A 22,389-nucleotide genomic window follows, 5' to 3' on the forward strand; every position below is an offset into this window, starting at 1 on the left:
TGTTACCCTCCTTGCACTACAATGCGCCGCAGTGCCCTATCCATAGCAAATTTTCCAACTGTGATTAGTGCAGCTAACCAAATCAGTTGAATGATTAAACCTTGAACAGCTTCAGACATGGATATACTTCCGGTGAAGACACGAAATGGAAAGTCAGCAGTCCAGTGAAACGGCAGTACGTATACGATCTGCTGCATCCAGCCAGGCATCAGTGGGACGGGGATAATCAAGCCAGCAAAAAACTCACCGAAAACACTGAAAAATAATAAGGAGCCGACCGGCGACATGGTTACGAATACTGATATATAGATGAGCATAGAGAGAGCAACGACCATGAACAAGCCAACCAGGAGTACGGCGATAAAAAGCAGAAATGAAGCAAAATCCGGGGGGAGCAGTAGTCCGTAGGGTTCTGGCAGAAAAAATACAATTATCAGGATGGGGAAGCAGCGCAGAAGGGCACTCGATAATCGCTGAGCTAGCAGCTTGGCATACCATAGACCGTAGATGCCGCTTGGCCTGCATAGTTCATAGGCAATGTTGCCGCTAGTAATGAGCTGAAACAATTCATTGTCCCTTAGCCATAAAACAACAAGTGCAAGGAATGCCTGCTTGAGCCACGTATAGGTAACGACTTGTGATAGTGTCATTGGAGGCTCCTGTGTAGCGTGGGCGTAGAACGCCTCAAAGATCATAATGAACATAAAACCGAAGAAGAATTGTGTGCCTATGCCTGCAAGCGCTGCTGCACGGTATTGCAGACCGGTATTAATTCGCAGCTTAAAAACCGATATGTACCCTTTCATCATAGCTGGTACTCCTTATACATCTGCACTATGATGTCTTCAATAGGCTGCGTGTCTATCGTTACATCCAGCAGTTCTACCTGAGAAGATAATCGGGTTAGAGCTTCCGAAATCATAATCTGCTCTGTATCCACGCTAAGAATGGCACGGTCTGGTGTCCAAGACATTAAAGTCGCACCCGGTATTTGAAGAGGGCTGCTGTTCTCACGGTATTCTGCCGTTATCGTCCTTCTCGTGCCGAATCGTCCCCGCAATCCCTGAATGCTTCCGTCGTAGAGAAGGGTGCCTTTACCGATCAATAAAATTCGATCTGCAAGTGCTTCGATATCATTCATATCGTGAGTAGTAAGAATGACTGTAACATCTTTTTCTTTGTTGATGGTCTTGATAAAATGACGAACGGCGATTTTTGATACGGCATCGAGACCAATCGTCGGTTCATCCAGGAACAGGATACTGGGATTGTGAAGCAAGGAAGCCGCAATCTCACATCGCATCCGCTGCCCTAGGCTCAACTGGCGAACGGGAGTGTTAATCATTCCTGTCAAGTCGAGTGACTCGATAAGGAGAGTAAGTGTTTTTTTGTACTCTGAATAGGGGACTTTGTAAATATCACGGAGCAGCTCGAAAGAATCTATGACAGGTACATCCCACCACAGTTGGGAGCGCTGTCCAAATACTACACCGATGTTTTTGACGTAAGGCACGCGATCTAGCCAAGGGGTGTAGCCTTTGATGGAACAGGTTCCTCGGTCTGGCACGAGTATACCGCTCATGATTTTGATCGTGGTAGATTTTCCAGCTCCATTGGGACCGATGTACCCGACTATTTCTCCTTGTCTGATGGAAAATGAGATGTCCTGAAGCGCTTCCACAACAGTGTATTCTCGGTGGAATAATGCTTTGATCGCATGGCTTAAACCTGATGTGCGTTGTGCCACCAGGAACGATTTACTGATTCCGTTTAGAGTTATCAAGCTTGAAACCTCCATTCTTTTTAGAGAGACGGAAGAAAATAATACCACTTATAGTAAATAAGTGTCAATAAAAAACTTTTGTGACCCATAACTAATATTTTTGTTTAATTATCTTCACTCTGATTTTGAAAACGTCATACTGTCGCCTGAGGAACCTTTGATTATAGACAAAGTATCCATTTTTTAACATTTCTTGGTGTGGTATAGTCATACGTAAGGCCCACGTTCATTTGCTGAAGTCTCAACAAATAGTTAAAGGGTGAGAGCATAAATGAATCATTTTAAACCTGAAATGAGTATTCAAGAAGCGGTTAAGCTAATTAAGCTTAGTATGAATGGCGCCATAGAGGAAGTTACTGAGTACAAGGGTGGAAACATCAATCGGGTGTTTTCTTTCAATTGCGATGGTAAGGGATATGTGTTGCGGGTTGGTCACAAACAAGGGGATACCTTACATGATGTGCAAAGCAAACAATATATATTGAACCAATTCGTAAGAGGGGGAGCACCGTTAGCTTTCAACATAGATGCCGGAGAGTATGGTGAAATGAATTACCAGATTGCAGAAAGATTGGATGGAACGACATTATCCGAGCTCGACAAAGAGGAGAAAAATCACCTTAAGCAAGAATTAATACCTATTTTGTCTCGCATGCATCGAGTAGACGTAAGCTCGTCAAAAGGTTATGGATGGCTGACCTTAACAGGTGATGGAGAATTTACTACGTGGGAACACTTCGCGCGTTCTTTTTACCTACCCGAACAGCAAGGTTTCTGGGAAGGCTGGACGGAATTATTTGAAACGAGCTTCCTTGAAAGGGATGTATTTGAAGAATGCTATGACAGGATGCTGCACTATATTGAGTATAATGCTCCTTATCGTTATATCCTCCATAATGACTGTCATGAAAGCAATATTATCGTAAATGATGGCAAGATAGTAGGACTTATTGATGGCAATTTCATGTATGGCGATTTTGTAAAAGATTTAGCAGGCTGGATCAGTCCGCTCAATAACAGTGGACTTCGAGATCGTTTTCTGGAAACTTATGAGCAGTTGGGGTTCCCTTTAGAAAGCTTGGAAGAAAGGCTCTTGGGATGTCATTATTTTGGCGGATTGGATGCAATGAGATTTTATGCGAAAGCTAACCGACGCAGTGATTATGACCGGGTGCGTAATCAATTGTTATCTTTTCCGACTAAATAATAGTTCAATGAAAATAATGAAAGCGACAATATGTAGTACAGGAAGTGATTAATATTCAATTATTGTTTATTTGCAGTCGGAACAAATGGAGATGCTTGACAGCTGAAAAAATATTTAACTGACGAAATGGCCATGAAGTTAGATCGGCTGGTACGGAAGAGAACGCCAGAGTTCGTGTAACCCACGGTCATATAGGGTGGGCGGACATGATTTTTGTGATGGAGAAAAAACATTTAAAAAGGCTTGAGGAAAAATTCAGAACGGAGTTGAAGAGCAAACGAGTGATATGCTTACACATACCTGATGATTATAAATTCATGGACGATGAACTAATTGACATACTTGAATCTAGAGTAGAGGAGTACTTGGTTCAGGACTAGACGTAAATTGAAGGAGGCAATGAATCATGGATAATCATACTAATATATCAAAAACAGTTGGAACCAATGGTCTGAGACATGGTATCAAATGTATCGAACAGAAGAAGCAATTGCAAAAATAATTACCCGTCCTGAATCCGCATTTCATCCTACCACGTATTTGATGATCCAAGAAGCATTTCCAGACTTACACGGCAAACGAATTTGTGTTCCTTCCAGTGGAGATAACCATGCTGTTTTTGCTTTTCATTTGATGGGGGCAAAAGTAACATCCTGCGACATCTCAGAAAGGCAGCTGGAAAACTCAGCGAACATAGCACATAAACATGGATGGGATATTGAATTTATCTGTGACGATACGATGAAGCTAGACAAAATAGACAGTGGTAAATATGATTTTGTTTACACTTCGAATGGTGTTCATGTATGGATAAATAATCTTAATGCCATTTGAAGAGATGTATGCGGAAGATGGTACATTTTGGATTGATGAGTCGAGCGGTGAAGAAGACATAAGGTCAAAGGAAGAGCTTGATGCATTGTGCAATTGGGAAATAAACCCCACGGCAGCCATTCCTCAATGGTTATCGATTAAAGCAATGAAATGAACATTCTACACATTCCTCCAATCCGTATGAACTAGATAACTCCCTCTAGAACATGCAAGAACGTTGCAAAACGCTACCTAAATTGACACTATAGGTAGGGATCAGTATATTTATCTATAATATGACCGAAAATAAATCATAATGAATGTATATCGTGGAAGGACGGTCTACCTTTCGAGGTACTGTTGAACTTTCTATATTCTTATGATAGTTTTGGCAGTTGCTAGATAAAAGGGAGTATTTTATGAAAAAAATGAAGGCATTGGTGATTGCACCTTACCGGGGATTGGTGGAGCTGACCTCCAGTCTTATCGATCAGTTGGATGATTTTGACATAACTATTGTTCAAGGTGATATATCAGAGCCATTGCCTGTCCGTCAATATGAAGAGGAAGGCTACGATGTTGTTATAAGCCGTGGAGGAACGGCCAAGCTCATCCGGGACCATTGCTCGCTGCCTGTTGTAGAGATCAAGATTTCCGGATTTGATATTTTGCGGCTTATTACACTGCTTAAAGAATACAAGACACCCATTGAAATGATAGGCTTCCCAAACATTATTGAAGCGGTTGTCGCTGTATCGCGTCTGCTTGATGTGTATATTCCGTATACAATCATCCATGAACAGGACGAAGTGAACGAAGCACTGGAAAAGGCGAGAAAGAAAGGAGCCCTCGTTATTGTCGGTGGTTCGAATACAGTACGGCTGGCGAAGGAGCAGGGACTTCAGGGGATCCTTATTACATCCGGTAAAGAGTCTGTACTGGAGGCGTTTGAGAATGCAAGAAATATGTGCCAAGCTATCGGGCGGTATAAGTCCGATTGGCTGATGTTAAGCACACTCGCTCAAGGGACCGAATGTGGGATGGCCAGCATACAGGTGGATGGCGGACTGCGTTATGCGAATGCAGTTTTCCAGGAAATTCTGGGCGTGCGATCCGATCAAGATGCAGGTTTAGTGTTGCGACAGCGGTTTCCTCAACTCATGGACTTGCTGCGCAAATCGAGTGTAAAGGGAGAACCAACCTCTTCATTTGAATTGTATGATTCGACGTTCCGTCATAAATTGATGGCTGTTCCCGGATTAGCGGAGCTCGAACCATCGCTTTACAATTTGTATTTGCGACCGGTGACGGACAGCGAGAATGACATTCAGGTTCAGCGTCTGGAGCCATTTATCGGCACGTTCCCACATCTTATTCGGGCGCGGGCTGATTTCCAGATAGCTTTGACATCTGCGGTGGGGATTCTTAGTAAGCATGAACCTGTTACTGTATATGGAGAGCAGGGAACGGGTAAACGGATTCTTGCGGGTTCTCTGTGGCAGCAGCTTCGTCCGGAAGAAGAGGAGCTACTCGAGGTGGTTGTAACACGCGGCACCGAAGAGGCTTTCTTGCATCTGAAGCATCTGCTGGAAGAGACGCAGCAGGGCGGTATGGTATATTTGCGTGGAGTGGAGCGGTTTTCGCCCAAATATCAAAGAAGAGTTGCGGAGCTAGTCATCAAAAGCGCGGCGTTTTTGATCTTCTCCTTTGACAAATCCCCTGATCAGCTAAGGGAGGAAGGATTATTGGAGCCTGAGCTGTTCGCACTGATGACAGGGGCGATCATTGAAATGAAGCCGCTTCGCAGCAATCTACAAGAGCTGGATGAGCTTATCCGTATTTTCATTTCCGAAAATAATGAGAAGTACGGCAAACAGATCGTCGGTATCCGTCCGAAAGCACAAGCAGCACTCTATGAATTCCCATGGAAAGGGAATTTGATCGAGCTGCGTGATACGGTCAAAGAGCTGGTGAAATCAGCGGAAGGCGAATATATCGAAGAAGAGATGCTCTCAAGTCTGGAAAAACAAAAATCCGAGCATAGCGCGGCAGGTGGTACTAGAACACTTAATCTTGATCAGCCTTTACAAAGTATCCAAAAAGATATTATTCAGCTGGTGCTTCAAGAGGAGAACATGAATCAGTCCCGTGCTGCCAAAAGACTAGGCATCAACCGCTCGACGCTATGGAGAATTTTGAAAGATTCAACATAATCATTTGTAGGAAAAGGATAATCAATAAAGAGACCCTATGATCAGCCCGGATTTGAAATCCGACAGTTGGTTATAGGTTTTTTTGTTGCAAAACGCAACGTAATTTGTTTCAATATGCAGCAATAGTTAAAAAATGTAGAGAAATTAAATATTAGTGTTGATAATTCGAACTATATTGTCTATAATTCATGGAGTGAGATCGTATGATAATTAATGGTGTTAAATAATGAAACACAATTGAGCGAGAAGTAGAAGGAGGTTTTTTTGTGGAATTAAAAGGAATTATTCCTGCTATGCTAACACCATTGACTGAAGAGCAAAAGGTGAACGAACCTGTTTTGCGTCAGCTAACCAATCGGCTTGTAGAATCCGGGGTTCATGGAATTTTTATTCTTGGAACGAATGGTGAATTCCATTTGCTATCTAGGGACGAGAAGTTGACCGTGGCTCGGATCGTTATAAAGGAAGTCAACGGGAGGGTACCTGTCATTGTAGGAACAGGTGGAGGAACGACGGAAGAAGTAATCGAGCTTTCCAGACAGGTAGAGCAATTGGGAGCGGATGCACTTTCGATTATTACACCGTTTTTCATAGCGCCTTCACAAGAAGAACTCATTGTTCATTACACGAAGATTGCTGAATCAACGAGCCTGCCCATCGTTTTGTACAACATTCCTTCAAGAACTGGAGTCAATTTGGAGCCAGATACAGCAGCAGTACTGGCTAAGATTCCTAATATCATCGGTATTAAAGACAGCAGCGGTAACTTTGCCAACATTGAGAATTATATTCGTGCAACGAAAGGTGAAGCGTTTACGGTTTTTGCTGGTACGGACTCATTGATTCTAAAAACTCTACTTGCAGGCGGTGTGGGTGCGGTTGCAGCAACAGCCAACATGCTTCCTGAAACGGTTGTTTCTATCTACAACCACTGGAAGAACGGCAACATCGAAGAAGCACAGATAGCGCAAGATAAGCTGCAAATGCTTCGCGATACGTTTGCTTTAGGGACTCTTCCATCGGTGCTTAAAAAAGCGGTGGAGCTGTATGGGATTCCGGTTGGACCTCCCAAATCGCCTGTGTCTGTCGTATCAGGAGAAGCATTGAACAAGGTGCAGGATATGGTTAATTCTTATCTCCAAAATTGAATGGACTCATCTATACAAAATTCAAGGGGTTGAATCTATGCAAGCTTTATACCAATTTCAAACCGCAGATCATATTGTCGCAGGACGAAATTCACTGCAAACCGTGGGAGAGCATTTACACTTGACCGGAGTTGATGTGAAGTCGGTGCTTATTATTACGCAGCCTTCGATTAAATCACTGGGCTTCGTCGATGCACTGGTCAGCCAACTAGCAGCCAATGGCGTGAAGGCGGATGTGAATACGAGCATCTTGCCTGAACCGACAGTTGAAAATATTGAGCAAGTATTTGCAAACATGGCAGGAGAGTCTTACGATGCCTTGATCGGGCTTGGCGGGGGAAGTGTGCTTGACACGACTAAAATCCTATCCGTGTTAACAACGAACGATAACTCCATTCGTGAACTGCTTGGAACGGATTTGGTCAAGAAGCCGGGCATTCCGACTATTCTCATCCCAACCACTTCCGGTACGGGCGCGGAGGTCACTCCGAATGCCATCGTCACCTTGCCGGATGAAGAGCTGAAGGTGGGCATAGTCAGCAAGCATATGCTTCCAAAGGTTGTCTTCATCGATCCGATGCTGACACTCGGACTGCCCAAGCCGATTACAGCGGCTACGGGGATGGATGCATTCACACATTCTTTGGAATCCTTTATCTCCAATAAAGCCAATCCGATCAGCGATATGTTCGCATTGGAATCGATTCGTCTGATCTCTGCCAGCATCGTGGAAGCATATCAGAACGGCTCATCCGTAGAAGCAAGAGAGAAAATGCTGTTCGGCTCTATGTACGGAGGGATGGCTTTGACAGGTGCAGGCACCGCAGCTGTACATGCCTTGGCTTATCCGCTTGGGGGCAAATTCAAAATTGCTCATGGTGTTGCCAATTCCATGCTGCTACCACATGTCATGGAATTCAATATGGACGCGATTGAAGACCGTCTATATCAGGTTGCCGAACCGATGGGAATTCAGGTACAGGGAATGACTTCTGCTCAGGCAGCTGTCAAAGTCGTCGAGCGTATCGTCGAATGGACGAAAATTCTCGAAATTCCTCAAGACTTGAGCAGCTTTGGAGTTCAGCAGCAGGACGTACCGGAACTGGCCATTTCGGCTTCCAAAGTGACTCGGCTGCTGAATAATAATCCGAAGGCAGTCAGTCTGCAGGATATGGAAATGATTTATCGCAAATTGCTTACCTAAATTGCAGTTTGCAGCAGCTTTTCAATGGACAAAGGGGGGATGTGCATGAGAATATCCGTTATTTCGGATGATTTGACAGGCGCGAGTGATTGCGGAGGTCAGCTGATCCGCTATGGCTTTGACGTCTCGGTCATTCTGGAGCCGCAAGCAGATGGCTTGCGAAGCAAGGATGCCGTCATCATCGATACGGATAGCCGATCTGTGACAGCGGAAGAAGCATACCGCAGAGTGAAGGAAGCGTGTGAATCACTTCAGTCAGAGCCGTTCGATATCATTTATAAGAAGATCGATTCTACTATGAGAGGAAACATCGGGCAAGAGATCAACGCAGTATATGATGTATTCCGCCCGGACTTTGTCATCATTGCCCCCGGCTTCCCCCAGAACGGGAGAATCGTCGAGAAAGGGATTATGTACTTGGACGGCAAGCCGCTTCATGAAACAGAAGTGGCGAGAGACCCCAAGACTCCGGTCCGTGACTCACTCATCACGCGGCTCATCCAAGAGCAAGCGGGTAGAGAAGTCGGGCTTTTGTCTCGCGACGATCTTTTGGAAACTTCTGAAGTTATGGCTAGCAAGCTGGCTGCGATGCAAGCACAAGGCATTATTTATGTGGCTGCGGATTCCACTGAACCTTCCGATCTGGAACGGCTTGTCCGGCAAATGAAACAAACCGGAAAGTCTATCATTTGGGTAGGCTCAGCGGGATTAATGAATGTACTGCCGCTCGCCTATGGCTTCGACTCGGAATCGAAGCGGGTAACAATACCAGCGCATGGAACGCCCGTCCTGCTTGTTGTGGGAAGCGTAAGCGCTATCGGCCGCAAGCAGCTGCAGAAGCTGCTTATTGAACCGGATATGGCTGGCATTGAGATTCGCTCGCAGGAAATTATCCAGAAGGGAGCTCCCAAACAAATGGAGTGGAGTCGCGTACTTCTGGAGGCGAAATCAGCAGTGAAAGCGGGTCGCCATATAGTGCTGTATTCATCTAATGAAGTGTCACAAACACAGCAGCTGGGGCAGGAGCTAGGCTTCAGCCTCGTGGAAATCAGCAATCGAATTTCTCAGGTTCTTGGCGAGTGGGCTGTTATGCTTACAGAACAATTTGATCTGCGTAATTTGTTCCTGACAGGTGGAGATACCGCACGCCAAGTATTTCAGCAGCTGAAGGTGGACGAATTTCATCTGTTGGATGAAGTAGAGCCGGGCATTCCTCTTGGAATTGTCCGCAAGCCAGGCAAAGACATCTACGCAGTAACCAAAGCAGGAAATTTCGGCTCACCGTCGGCTATGATCAAAGCAGCGCGTAAGCTGCAAGGAGGAGAACTATGAAGCCTAATATTGGAATTACGATGGGAGATGCGGCAGGCATCGGTCCTGAGGTTATTGTGAAAGCGCTTGGACACGCATCCGTCTATGACATTTGCCGTCCGGTGGTCATCGGTGATTATGGAATTTTGCAGCGTGCCATTCAAGTTACAGGCGCGGCGGTACAGCTCAACCGTATAGAGCAGGTTTGTCATGGGAGATATGTACACGGCACGGTCGACTGCCTTGATATGAATCTGCTGCCAGCAGATTTGCCATTCGGTGTCATGTCACCACAAGCAGGTGACGCGGCATTCCAATATTTAAAGAAAGCAGTCGATTTGGCCAAAGAGCAGGAGATACAGGCCATATGCACTGCACCATTGAACAAGGAAGCGCTGCAAAAAGGCGGACATTTGTATCCGGGACATACCGAGATTTTAGCCGATTTGACCGGTACCGAGGACTACTCCATGATGCTTTCCTCACCTAAGCTTAAGGTCATTCATTTGACTACACATGTAGGCTTGATCAAAGCAATCGAGACGATTAACCCAGAGCGTACATATAAGGTCATCAAGCTGGCGCATGAGACGCTGAGCCGTGCAGGATACAATAATCCGCGTATTGCAGTTTGCGGTATTAACCCGCATGCGGGAGAGAACGGACTCTTTGGCAACGGTGAGGAAGAGGAGAAGCTGATTCCGGGCATAGAGAAAGCAGCGGCTGAAGGCATTCATGTTACAGGTCCTTACCCAGCGGATACGTTGTTTTTCCGAGCTGTTCGCAAAGATTTTGATATCGTTGTTGCTTGCTATCATGATCAAGGTCATGTTCCGATTAAGGTGCTCGGACTCGAAGAGGGCGTCAATATTACGGTCGGCTTGAAGGGTGGTATCGTACGCACTTCGGTTGATCACGGAACAGCATTTGATATTGCAGGGAAAAATATTGCCGATGAACGCAGCATGCTCGCAGCTATTCAATCCGGAGCGGATTTGGCGCCGAAAGCTGAAAAATCGCGTTAACTAAGCAAGACTACAGACAACATGAAGGAGAGCTACCACTATGAAAGTTGTATCGACATCGCCGTCCTTCGCCAAATACTCCAAGGAGCCTATTGAGTATTTGGAGAAGCACGGCATCCAATTAGTGAATCTACCTGCCGACATTACGGAAGAGGCGTTTATTGCCAGTATTCAAGATGCAGATGCCGCTATTGTTGCTTTTAACGAAATATCAGAGAAGGTTCTTGTAAATGCGCCCCGTTTGAAACTAGTTTGCAAACACGGCGTCGGTGTGGACAATATTGATCTGAAGGCTGCGAAGGATCATAAGGTATGGATTACTAATGTTCCGAATGCGAATAAGCATGCGGTGGCTGACTTTGCCTTTGCTCTAATGTTATCGCTAGCGAGACAAATTCCGCTGGCGAATGAACTGACGAAGAAGGGAGAGTGGCCTCGGATCTTCGGCTCTGATGTTTATAATAAGACCGTTGGTATTATCGGACTAGGCAGCATCGGTAAGGAGGTCGCTAGAAGAGCGGGCGGCTTCGATATGGAAATATTAGCTTATGATCCATACCCGGACCATACATTCGCAGAACAGCATGGAGTTTCCTTCGTATCGTTGGACGAGCTGCTAAGCCGCAGCGACTTCGTAACGCTACATATCGCCCTGACAGAAGAAACAAAGCATTTTATTGGTGCTGATCAATTGAAGCTCATGAAAGAAAGCGCTTATTTGATCAATGCTGCCAGAGGTGGTATCGTCGAAGAGAATGCTCTGTATGAAGCGTTGACGAAGGGAACGATTGCAGGAGCAGCATTGGATGTATTCGAGCAAGAGCCGTTGAAGGAGCATCCGTTATTCGCACTTCCTAATTTTATTTCTTTACCTCATATTGCCGGTTATACGAGTGGTGCGGTAAACACTCTCGGCATGACTTGCGTGCACAATATCGTGAAAGTCCTTATAAATGAGCAAAGACCAGATCACATCATGAACGGCTTGTAATAATAAAGCGATTTCAATAAGTTGCCATGAATTCATTGAATGAATCATTTTCAACTACATCATTGAGAGACGGAGAGATATATCTTGCAAACTCTGACTAAGAAAACCAATGTGCGCTGGATCGTCGCCATTCTTATGTGGGCAGCAATTGCTATCAATTATATAGATAGAACAGTACTCTCGGCGGCAGCGCCGTATATTACTAAAGAATTTGGACTGAATGCAGCTCAAATGGGCGTTGTATTATCCGGCTTCTTCTGGTCCTATGCACTGCTGCAAGTTCCTTCCGGGTGGGTAGCAGACCGTATTGGACAGAAGAAAACACTCGGCTTTGCCGTTGCCTGGTGGTCGCTTTCTACAGCAGTAACCGGCCTTGCGACCGGATTCAAGTCCATTCTTGGCTTCCGCGTCGCCCTCGGCGTCGGAGAAGCTGCCGCTTATCCGAGCAATGCAGGCATTTCCTCCAAATGGTTCCCGGACAAGGAGCGGGCGACGGTAGCCGGGATATTTGACAGCGGATCCAAATTCGGTGGAGCCATCGCGATGCCGCTGATTGTTTGGCTAATTGCCAAGTTCGATTGGAAAATGACTTTTTTAATTATAGGTCTGCTCGGTATTATATGGGCGATTGTCTGGATTTTATACTTCAAGGAAACGCCAGAGGAGCATAAAGGAGTCAATGAAGCAGAGCTGAAGTACATTCGTGAAGGACAATCCAAACGAGAAGGGTTGGATACCGAACAGCCGATGAAATGGTATCAGCTGCTTAAGTACCGTAACATTTGGGCGATGTGTATCGGCTTCTTCATGATCAACTACAACTCTTACTTCTTTATTACATGGCTTCCGACTTATTTGGTTAAGGAAAGAGGCATGAGCCTGATTGAGATGGGCTTCATGGCTTCCCTGCCGCTGTTATGTGCAATGGTTGTCGAGGTCATTGCCGGTTGGCTATCTGACCGCATCTATGCCAAAGGGCTATTATCGCTTACAGCAACGCGCAAACTGTTCCTTGTCATCGGGCTTCTAATGGCATCGTGTATAGGGTTCGCAGCATTTGCCCACTCGGCAGTACTGGCCGTAGTGCTTCTATGTATTGCCAAGTCGGGCACGACGGTGGCCGCGTCACAAGTTTGGGCACTGCCTAGTGATGTGGCTCCGAAGAATATGACATCTGTCGTGGCAGGTATGCAGAATACAGTATCTAATATGGGCGGAGTAGTAGGTCCGATCATTACCGGATTTTTCGTTGCGACCTACGGCTCCTTTGTTCCAGCTCTACTGTTTTCAGCAGCACTGATCGTCATTGGAATTTTGAATTACTTGTTTTTGCTAGGAAAAGTGAAACCGATTAAAATTGAAAACTAAAGCTGTCTGTTCCTCAGAAGATGGCAAGCTGGGAGGAGGCGGGGTCCCCTAGAAGGGAATATCTCTTCTGATTTCCTTAAGCTGCAGGACATGGTAACCACTCAGCAACTGAAAAAACAAACAGCCTCCAATACCACACCAGGTGGAATTGGAGGTTGTTGCTATTCATCCCTATCTTCAACGATGATGGTAACTACATTGGATCGAACTTCACCTGAATATGCTCTTCCATCCAAATCATATTCGTAGCGTGCAACAATATAAAGCTTCAGCTGATGAAGTCGGTCGTCTTCATCCACTCTAATCGAATAAAACACAATAAAGGTATTATTAGGCTGTAATGGTCCAAGAGAGACAACCCCATTATTTATTTCAGGATGTAATGAACTTCCAATGATTCGCAGACTTCCCTCCTTGTACGTTGTTCCTTTAGGGATATATTGTGTAAAGAAAATATCCGCTGGCCAATTTCCTACATTAGCTGCAAGTACTTTGCAATCAGCTGTATCTCCAACCTCAACAATTTGTGGTTCTACTTCGGCATGAAGCTGTATGATGGGAACCACAAGCTCTGTTGCAACAGTATTGGAAGCAGCTGCGTTTTGCACAACGCGTCCATCCGGCAGCCGATACGTATAAAATACTTTTGTCTGATTCGTAAGGGGTGGTATGTTTGGGGTGTCTATGGATGGAATATTGACTTCAAACGTAACCACGGCTTGAGACCCAGCTGTTATCAGCCCTAGACGAATCGGTTCCGAAGGTACTGCGCCTTTCAACTGCGCACCGTTCACGTAAATGCTGTCCCACACGAACAATGTGTAAGCAGGAATTGCAAGAGCAAGGCTGGCGTTAACGGCGTAGGTTCCGTTATTGGTTACTATGATTTGATACTTCAGCGTATCGCTAACTGTAGCACGTACGTAATTAACAGAATTCACAATGGATAAGCTTGGATCTATAACTTGGATCGTAACCGAATTGGTTTCCAAAGAATACGAATGTTCCCTAACCCTATAGGTAATAAACGCATGACTGGTCAATTGGGCGGTAGGAGGCAGCTCTATTACTTGCAGCCGAAAAGTAACATATACGGATGCCCCGGACAACAGTGTTTCTACTGGAATACCTTGTACCGGGTCATAAGAAGGTGTAAAAATACCGTCAATAACAACACTGCCTGGTACGAATTGCGTACCTGGAGGAAGGGGCATCCGAATAAGCAGATCATGTATCGTTTCATAACCCTCATTTACAATAGTAACCCCGTAGGTGACATTATCCCCAATGAAGGTATACTCGGTGCTGGCAAGAAGGCTTGCCGATATTTGAAAAGCTTTGACAGGTATCGTAATCGTGTTAGATGTTGCTGCTCCAGCAACGATTCGCTCGTCTTCCGTAACAAAAGTATACCGCGCCTCAGCTTGATTGCTGAGCTGAAAATCGTTCGGAATCGAAACGACGATAACTTGAAAAACAACTTCAGCGGCCCCGTTGATCTTTACCGTTCCGACAGGGATGCCAGTGACAGGATCTATACCTGGAAGTGGAACGCCATTGCAGATGACGCTATTTGATATGAATGAAGTACCCACAGGCGGTGTATCGTACAGAGTAACTTGCGCATCTCTGTTTCCTTTATTCTTAATATCAATACGAAAGGCTATAGTTTGGCCTAGAGAGGCTTCCGTTTCGGCAGAAGATTTCATTAATGTAAGAATCGGACCTAGTAAAGGGGTTACAACGGTGTTGGAATAGGCTACTTGTTCTAGCTGTCCGCTTCGAAAACGAACCAACGATTGATTTTGCAATAGAGGGTTCGGTATAGCATCGGGCGTCATATCGTCGTTACCTGTACTTGGAATGTAATGGTCGAGGAAGCTCCGTTAGCAATAGCGCCGATCGGGATGCCGCTGTTCGGATTTGCAGTTGGCCTGGAAACATTATCTACAATAACGCTTCCGTTAACAAATATAGTTCCTACTGGTACAGGGTCAATCATGACGACATTATTCACCGGTTCTATGCCGCTGTTGGTTACGACAACGGTGTAGGTAATAATGTCTCCCACAACAGCATCAATGGCGTTTGTGCTCTTAGCCACATTGACATTAGGTGCTGATACCGGAATGACCAGAACGTTGGAATTGACAGATCCTGTTAAAACTCTACCATCTGGCGGTGAATAGGAGTAATTGGCGGTTGCCTGATTCACTAATTGCTGCGGAGATGGAAGGGATTCGACGGTGACCTCCAGGGTTACCGTGACATTAACGGTTGCTCCTGCAGGAACGACACCTAATGGTATACCGGTACTTGGATCTACCCCTGGCTGTGGTACTCCATTGATGAGTACACTGTTTGGAACAAGAGCTGTTCCAGTCGGAATAATGTCCGTAATAGTAACATTCGCCCCTAGATTGCCTGTATTGGTCACATTAAGCGTATATACAATCGTATCTCCCACGGTAGCATTAGTCGTGTTGGCACTTTTCGTAACAGCAATTATTGGCTGGTATATAGGGATAATCAGCGTATTGGAGAAGGTCGTACCTGAGAATGCACCAGATGTAAAGCTGACAGAGGCTTGGTTGCTTAATTGATCAGGATTAGGAAGCGAATTGACAGTGACACTGAATGTTACGGTAACTGATGCTCCAGGCGCAATGGTATTCAGAGATATCCCTGAAGTCGGGCTTGCTGCTGGACGAGAACTTCCGTTTACTGTAACACTTCCCGGTACGAAGCTTGAACCTACAGGTATATTATCGGTAAGAATCACGTTATTAACATTTTCAATACCGCTGTTTGTGGTGACAATGCTGTAGATGACCGTGTCACCGACAACGGCATCCGTCTGAAGCGAGCTTTTAACTACACTCACATTCGGCGCTGAGACCGAAACAACGGTTGTATTGGAGAGGAACGTTCCGCCCGATGATCTTCCGTCAGGAAGGGTGAATGAATAGCTTCCTGATGCTTGGTTCGTTAATTGCTGGCTTGGAGGCAATGATGTAATGATGACAGAGAAGGTCACTGTAGCTGTGGTATCTATAACTCCCAATGGGATTCCTGCCGAAGGATCGGCACCTGGAATCGGTGAGCCGTTCAATAAGACACTATTAGGGACGAGAGTTGTTCCAACAGGGATGGTATCGGTCAAAGTAACCGATGCGCCATAGTTGCCTGTATTGTTCAATAGAATTGAATAAACAACGGTATCTCCTACGGTCGCATTAGTGGTGCTAGAGCTTTTGGTTGCAGTAAAGGATGGTTGATAAACCGGAGTTGTCACCGTGTTGGAGAAAGTCACAGCAGAGAATACTCCGGAAGTAAAGCTCACGGAAGATTGATTATTTAATTGGGCAGGCGTTGGCAAAAAGGCTACTGAGACATTAAAGGCAACTGTTACAAAGGCTCCCGGAGCAATCGAACCGATAGTGATTCCTGTAGCAGGATTTGCGGTAGGGCGGCTAACGCCGTCAACCGTGACAGAACCGGTTACCAGTGCGGTTCCAGCAGGAAGCGGGTCGGTGAAATTAACATTGCTAACTGTCTCAATGCCTGTATTGGTCATTATAGTTGTATAGGTAATGATATCTCCAACGTAAGTTGCCGTTGTTAGTGTGCTCTTGACAACACTTATGTTCGGAGAGGAGACAGGAATTGTTAACGTATTGGATGCAGACGAACCCGTATGAACGACACCGTTCGGCAGCGTGAAGGAATAAGCCGCATTTCCTTGGTTCACAAGCTGCTGCGGATTGGGTAAGCTTTCGATGATAACTGAGAACATAACAGATGTGGTCGATCCGCCAGCAACACTCCCTGCATTGATACCGGTTATCGGATCTGCTCCGGCAAGCGAGGAACCATTCACTATTACGCTGTTAGGCACAAAGGTTGTACCAGCAGGGATTGCATCCGTTAATGTAATTTGCGCTGGATAATTTCCAGTGTTATTGACTGCAAAGGTATAAGTGACGGTATCGCCGACCGTAGCGTTGGTTGTACTTGCACTTTTCACAACATCGATGATCGCTTGATAGACGGGGGTTAGGACTGTATTCGAGAAAGTAATACCGGAAAAGGCGCCGGATGTAAATGTAACTGCGGCTTGGTTATTTAACGCTCCTGTACTTGGAATGGAATTTACTACAACGCTGAATGCAACCGTTACTGTTGAAGAAGGAGCTATTCCACCTAAGCCTATCCCTGAATTAGGATCAGCTGAGGGTGCTGGTGTGCCGTTAATGGTTACGCTGCCCGGAACGAAGCTGGCGCCCGCAGGTGTCATATCGTTTAGCAGGACGTTATTGACCAATACAATACCGCCATTATTGATTGTAACGGTATAGGTGACCGTATCTCCAAACGCGGCTGCCGTTGTTGGAGTGCTTTTGATTACTGTTACGTTCGTAGCGGATACCTGTAAAGTGACTATGTTTGACACGGCTGAACCGTTCAAATCTCGGCCGTCAGGTGTCGTGTACGTATAAGTGCTAAAAGCTTGGTTGCTAAGCTGTTGGGGTGTAGGCAAGGAAGTAACAACAACGGCAAATGTTATGATAACATTAGCTCCTGGAGCTACTGAACCGACAAGTATACCGGTAACAGGTGAGCTGCCTGGCTGAGGAACACCGCCGACTATGACACTGTTCGGACTAAAGGTCGTTCCTGCCGGTATTGAATCGGTTAAAGTAACGACTGCCGGAAGGTTCCCGGAGTTATTGACATTTACGGTATAAATAACCGTATCGCCAATTGTGGCATTGCTAGTATTGGCACTCTTCGTAAGGGTAATTTGCGGTTGAGTGACGGGAGTATTTGTGACATTGGACGAAGAGGACCCAGAGAACGTACCGGATGTAAAGCTAACCGTCGACTGATTGTTAATCTGTGAAGGAATCGGCATTGTAATCTTCACCTCGAATGTTACGGTAGCCGCAGCGCCTGGTGCCAGGGTACCGATTGGAATGCCGGTCGACGGATTTGCGGTTGGCCTAGATGAGCCGTTCACAATTACGCTTCCGGTTATAAAGCTCGTATTTACAGGAATAGCATCACTGAGAATGACATTATTAACATTAGTTATTCCATTGTTTGTTACAACTGAGGTAAAGGTAAGCGTGTCGCCTGTCACAACATTAGAGACGCTGGCAGCCTTCGTGACGCTAACGTTGGGGGAGGACACGGGAATGGTTATCGTATTTGAAACAGCGGATCCGGTAATTTGTCTGGAATCCGGCAAGACATAAGAATAGGTTGAAGAAGCTTTATTAACTAGCTGTTGTGATGCGGGCATTGTATTGACAGTAACGACGAAGCTTATGCTTGTAGTAGCTCCCGGTGCAATGGAACTCACAAGAATACCAGTAACCGGACTAACTCCCGGGACCGGCGTATTATCAACGATTACGCTATTCTCGACGAATACTGCTCCGTCCGGAATATTGTCGGTCACATTGACATTTGCGGCAATATTGCCTGTATTGCTTACTTGAATCCAGTAATTGAATGTATCTCCAACCGTTGCGTTTGACGTACTTGCGCTTTTGGTCAAAGAGATAATAGGTACATATACGGGAGTGACAACGGTGCTGGATTGGGAGGTTCCCGAAAAGGCGCCTGAGGTGAAGCCTACATTGGCTCTGTTGCTAAGTTGAGCAGGATTCACCAGAGCTATGACCTGGATTTTAAATGTTACAGTGACAGAAGCACCGGCATTAATCGTACCGATAGAGATACCCCCGGAAGGATTCGCACCGGCTGCTGCAATTCCATTGATCGTTACACTACCTGCTACAAAGACAGCTCCGGATGGTATCGGATCCGAGACTACGACATTATTTACAGCTGAGATTCCGCTGTTTGTTATGACGATGGTATATGTTAATACGTCATTTATAGTCGCACTGGTAAAATTTACGGATTTGGCGACGGTAACATTAGGTGAAGAAGCAGGGATGCTGACTGTATTGGAAGTACTGGAACCAGACAGACTTCTACCGCTTGGTAATTGATATGTATAGTTGCTTGCAGCCTGATTGACAATAGTCGGTGGTGAAGGCACCGAGTTAAGAAGAACCTGGAATGTAATCGTGAAACTTGTTCCCGGAGTTACAGTTCCCAAAGCAATGCCTGTAACAGGAGAAAATCCTGGTCTAGCCGTGCCATTAACCGTCACGCTGTTAGTAATGAACGATGTGCCTGTTGGAATATTATCCGTAACCGTAACTTGTGCTGCTATATTCCCAGTATTGTTGACAACAACCGTATAAGTAATCGTATCCCCGACTGTTGCGTTTGAGGTGTTCGCACTCTTGTTCATTCCTATGATCGGCACGTAGACAGGGGTTGTCGTACTGTTGGATAATGATATTCCAGAAAAAGTCCCCGAAGTATACGATACGGAAGCTTGGTTGTTTAGCTGTGCAGGATTGGGCAGGGATGCAATCGTGACTTGAAATGTGACCGTTGAGGAACTACCAGCAGCAATGCTGCCCACGGCTATTCCGCTTCCCGGGTTTGCTGTCGGTTTGGAGACACCACCAACGGTTACGCTCCCAGCTACCAAGGTTGTGCCTGAGGGGATTACGTCCGTTAACACGACATTATTGACTAACTCGAGACCGTTATTGGAGATGACCGATGTATAGGTAAACGTGTCTCCAACTGTAGCATCCGGTATGCTGACACTCTTGACTACACCCACACTAGGCAGTCTTACCGGGATAGTTAAAGTGTTCGATGATGCTGTCCCCGAAACAGTTCGGCCATCGGGTGGGTTGTAGGTGTAAGCTGCGATTGCCTGATCTACAAGCTGGGGTGGAGAAGGTAAAGAATTGACTAGCACCTGGAACGTGACTGTCGACGATACCCCTGCTGCAATGGTTCCAATAGCTACTCCTGTTACAGGATTGGCACCGCTGACAACAACTCCATTGACTCTAAAGCTGCCGGTAACAAAGGAACTACCCGATGGGATGTTATCGGTTATCGTCGTTACAGCACCGCTATTTCCGGTATTAGCAATTTGTAATGTGTAGGTCACTATACTGCCAACTGTAGCATTAGCTGTGCTTCCACTCTTTGTTATCGAAAGGATTGGAGAATAAACTGTGATAGGTAAAGAGTTAGAAGGAACGACTCCAGTAATGGTAGGACCGCCGGCAACGCTTTGAAAGGAGAAGGATGCATTGGCCGTGTTAACAAGCTGCTGAGGACTGGGCAGTGAGGTTACTCTAGTACGATAGGTGACGGTAATGGAACTGTTTAAGTTCACAGTGCCTAATGGAGCACCAGCTGTAATATCATAGGTAGGCTGGGCAACTCCAGCAACTGTGACGCTGCCGGTTACGAAAGTCGATCCCGTCGGTAGTACATCAGACAAAACGACGCTGGATGCATTGGCAGTACCAGTATTGTTTACAACGACCGTATAGGTAATGGTATCTCCAACTATAACGCCAGACACATTGGCACTTTTGACGAGATTGATTTTGGGAGCATTGATATCAACTTGAATGGCATTTCCATTGACTACATAAGCATCACCGGAGGTAGTCAAGCTTAGAACAGCGGATGATTGATTGTTAACGAGTCTGGCGGAGACATCCACATTGGTAATATCCCAGCCTTGTCGTCCCCCTACAATATTCGTTCCAGGAGCGCCATTCGTCTGATTGCGATTGCCGAATGTACCTGTCGTGTCCAGTTGACCGGAGTCGTTATTTATCTGTGAAGCAAAGAAGTTGGCGGCGAAGTTATTAGGTCCCGATAAGGCGACCAAAGAAGCAGAGGTAGGTCCGAATAATGCCTGATCCCCTGTTCGGTTTGCATCTCCTTCCTGAGCGCTGAATAAAGCCCTTCCTCCGAGAGAACCAGAAAGTGGCGTGGCAAAACCGGTTAATGTAGTTAATACAGGACCAGATGTGGCTTGAACGAGAACAGCACCCGCTCGAATGGACATATTTCGGAAGGGAAGAGTCCCGTTCTGATAAATGACGCCGAGCGTCCAGCCTGCATGATTGGCAGTCGAGTCGCCGGTAATTACAATAGTGCCTACGACGCCTCCCGTTGTATAGGTGCCGGCACCTCCTTGTGATATGAGAGTTGTTACGTTAGCGGAGCGAACGTAGGCGGACGCTCCGTTGCCTAGATCTACCTGATTGCTTGTCGCTGAATCCGGTGTAATGCTGAAGCTTCCCGCCGGCGTAGTCAGAGTGACGGGATTGTTGATAGCTGAAGTAAGATTTACATTGCCATTGATATAAGTTCCGCCCCAAATCAGCTCCGCATATAACACGGTGCTCCCGGTAGGAAGCACGAGAATGGCTGAAGAATTATTGCTCTGATACGTACCTGTCGTACCGCTAGGGTAAGTTCCAAATGTGGCGGATGTGTTCGTCGTAATGAACGCGCCAATACTGTCTTGGGTACCTGGCACTCCTGAAACATCAGATCGGCTTAACCCTAATGTGTTACCGGTGAACGTAATGGCTCCGGTTGCATTGAACGTAGCACGAACAATAAGAGGAATTGATGTCACCCCCTTACAGTAAAAGATTTGTAATGATCCCGGTACAGCTTAGCTGAAACCTTTTCTCATCTTTAAAAGCCTATGAATGTAATTTAAATTCTTGTTTGTCCTCGAAAATTATTTTGGGATTTCATATTGCCGAAGGATTGCCGCGTGGGAGGGCTCCAAATAGTGACGACGGCTCAAAAGCTCCAGCTCACCCGTCGATATTGGCCTTTTGATAACGATGAGATGGTACATGATTTCTTGAGCCACATTGGCTTGAAGTGTTTTTAATACTTCAAGTTCTTCTAATTCATACAGTGGTGGGACGAAGGGTGCTTGGTAAAACAACTCCATGCGCAGCAGCCGGAAGTCATATGGAGGAGGTATTTCCGGTTTGTACAGCAGTTCTGGACATCGAGCACCTTGTGATGGCTGGAAGAAGAAAGGAGTCAAATACCGTGGGGTATATTCATCAAATTTGTGATTAAAAAGCGGGTTGGACATATGGGCAAAGTAGTGAGCATAGGGAGCTAAAATACATACGACCGCTTTGTGAATGCACAGCCTGTATATCTCTGTCATAACCTCAACAAAATTATGAACATAAGGAAGCGAACGGCTTGCCATCACGAATTCTACCGAATCGTCGGGTAGTGGAATAGGATTGTTTATGTCACATATCAAATCCACGCCGCTCAAAGGTCTGCGATCGATTCCCCAAAAGCCTACATGCTTGTTCGAGCCGCAACCGAGATCAATTTTCAAGCAGACCACTCTCCTTTCAATAGAGCTGAAGGTA

Annotated in this window: 15 protein-coding genes and 1 pseudogene; 11 read left to right on the top strand and 5 right to left on the bottom strand. The window is 45.9% G+C overall.

What is annotated here, in order from left to right; genetic code table 11:
• Nucleotides 1–2 precede the first annotated feature (2 nt).
• Nucleotides 3–809, bottom strand: coding sequence for an ABC transporter permease (locus BP97_RS0124590; RefSeq protein ID WP_331281323.1), 807 nt, complete (start codon nucleotides 807–809; stop codon nucleotides 3–5).
• Complete coding sequence (locus BP97_RS0124595) at nucleotides 806–1,783, bottom strand: ABC transporter ATP-binding protein (RefSeq protein WP_028551506.1); 978 nt, start codon at nucleotides 1,781–1,783, stop codon at nucleotides 806–808. Before BP97_RS0124595 ends, BP97_RS0124590 begins: the two co-directional genes overlap by 4 nt.
• A gap of 271 nt (nucleotides 1,784–2,054) precedes the next feature.
• Between BP97_RS0124595 and BP97_RS0124600 the strand changes: the two genes are divergently transcribed.
• From BP97_RS0124600 to BP97_RS0124650, 11 genes and pseudogenes are all read left to right on the top strand, one after another.
• Entirely contained in the window at nucleotides 2,055–2,990 is a 936-nt protein-coding gene (locus BP97_RS0124600; protein WP_028551507.1) for a phosphotransferase family protein, read from the top strand.
• Nucleotides 2,991–3,043: 53 nt separating this feature from the next.
• Nucleotides 3,044–3,370: pseudogene (locus tag BP97_RS41145) on the top strand (low molecular weight protein tyrosine phosphatase family protein).
• A gap of 88 nt (nucleotides 3,371–3,458) precedes the next feature.
• Nucleotides 3,459–3,824 (top strand): class I SAM-dependent methyltransferase, encoded by a 366-nt coding sequence (locus BP97_RS0124610; RefSeq protein ID WP_028551508.1) that lies wholly within the window; start codon nucleotides 3,459–3,461, stop codon nucleotides 3,822–3,824.
• Nucleotides 3,814–3,978, top strand: coding sequence for a hypothetical protein (locus BP97_RS41150; RefSeq protein WP_231506384.1), 165 nt, complete (start codon nucleotides 3,814–3,816; stop codon nucleotides 3,976–3,978). Before BP97_RS0124610 ends, BP97_RS41150 begins: the two co-directional genes overlap by 11 nt.
• Nucleotides 3,979–4,222: 244 nt before the next feature.
• A complete protein-coding gene (locus BP97_RS0124620; protein WP_036746484.1) occupies nucleotides 4,223–6,016 on the top strand; it encodes a sigma-54-dependent transcriptional regulator in 1,794 nt (597 codons plus the stop codon).
• Nucleotides 6,017–6,282: 266 nt separating this feature from the next.
• Nucleotides 6,283–7,164 carry a 4-hydroxy-tetrahydrodipicolinate synthase gene (gene dapA / locus BP97_RS0124625; RefSeq protein WP_028551510.1) on the top strand — a complete coding sequence of 294 codons (882 nt, stop codon included), beginning with the start codon at nucleotides 6,283–6,285 and terminating at the stop codon, nucleotides 7,162–7,164.
• Between the two features lie 37 nt (nucleotides 7,165–7,201).
• The gene (locus BP97_RS0124630; RefSeq protein WP_028551511.1) at nucleotides 7,202–8,368 is read left to right on the top strand and encodes an iron-containing alcohol dehydrogenase; all 1,167 of its coding nucleotides are present in this window, start codon (nucleotides 7,202–7,204) and stop codon (nucleotides 8,366–8,368) included.
• A 45-nt stretch (nucleotides 8,369–8,413) separates the two neighbouring features.
• Nucleotides 8,414–9,700 (top strand): four-carbon acid sugar kinase family protein, encoded by a 1,287-nt coding sequence (locus BP97_RS0124635; RefSeq protein ID WP_028551512.1) that lies wholly within the window; start codon nucleotides 8,414–8,416, stop codon nucleotides 9,698–9,700.
• The gene (gene pdxA / locus BP97_RS0124640; RefSeq protein WP_028551513.1) at nucleotides 9,697–10,704 is read left to right on the top strand and encodes a 4-hydroxythreonine-4-phosphate dehydrogenase PdxA; all 1,008 of its coding nucleotides are present in this window, start codon (nucleotides 9,697–9,699) and stop codon (nucleotides 10,702–10,704) included. Before BP97_RS0124635 ends, pdxA begins: the two co-directional genes overlap by 4 nt.
• 40 nt (nucleotides 10,705–10,744) lie before the next feature.
• Nucleotides 10,745–11,695, top strand: a complete 951-nt coding sequence (locus tag BP97_RS0124645) for a phosphoglycerate dehydrogenase (protein WP_028551514.1) — start codon at nucleotides 10,745–10,747, stop codon at nucleotides 11,693–11,695.
• An 84-nt stretch (nucleotides 11,696–11,779) separates the two neighbouring features.
• The gene (locus tag BP97_RS0124650) at nucleotides 11,780–13,063 is read left to right on the top strand and encodes an MFS transporter (RefSeq protein ID WP_028551515.1); all 1,284 of its coding nucleotides are present in this window, start codon (nucleotides 11,780–11,782) and stop codon (nucleotides 13,061–13,063) included.
• Between the two features lie 161 nt (nucleotides 13,064–13,224).
• On the opposite strand, the gene BP97_RS0124655 is transcribed toward BP97_RS0124650, so the two are convergent.
• From BP97_RS0124655 to BP97_RS0124665, 3 genes are all read right to left on the bottom strand, one after another.
• Nucleotides 13,225–14,904: a DUF11 domain-containing protein gene (locus BP97_RS0124655; RefSeq protein WP_028551516.1), complete on the bottom strand. Its 1,680-nt coding sequence runs from the start codon at nucleotides 14,902–14,904 to the stop codon at nucleotides 13,225–13,227.
• On the bottom strand, nucleotides 14,901–21,614 hold the full coding sequence (locus BP97_RS0124660; protein WP_028551517.1) for a DUF7507 domain-containing protein: 6,714 nt from the start codon (nucleotides 21,612–21,614) through the stop codon (nucleotides 14,901–14,903). Before BP97_RS0124660 ends, BP97_RS0124655 begins: the two co-directional genes overlap by 4 nt.
• 108 nt (nucleotides 21,615–21,722) lie before the next feature.
• Nucleotides 21,723–22,355, bottom strand: a complete 633-nt coding sequence (locus BP97_RS0124665) for a class I SAM-dependent methyltransferase (RefSeq protein ID WP_028551518.1) — start codon at nucleotides 22,353–22,355, stop codon at nucleotides 21,723–21,725.
• Between the last annotated feature and the right edge of the window lie 34 nt (nucleotides 22,356–22,389).

Origin of the sequence: Paenibacillus sp. UNC451MF (assembly GCF_000686845.1) — a bacterium.
In the GTDB taxonomy this organism is placed as follows: Bacteria; Bacillota; Bacilli; order Paenibacillales; family NBRC-103111; genus Paenibacillus_S.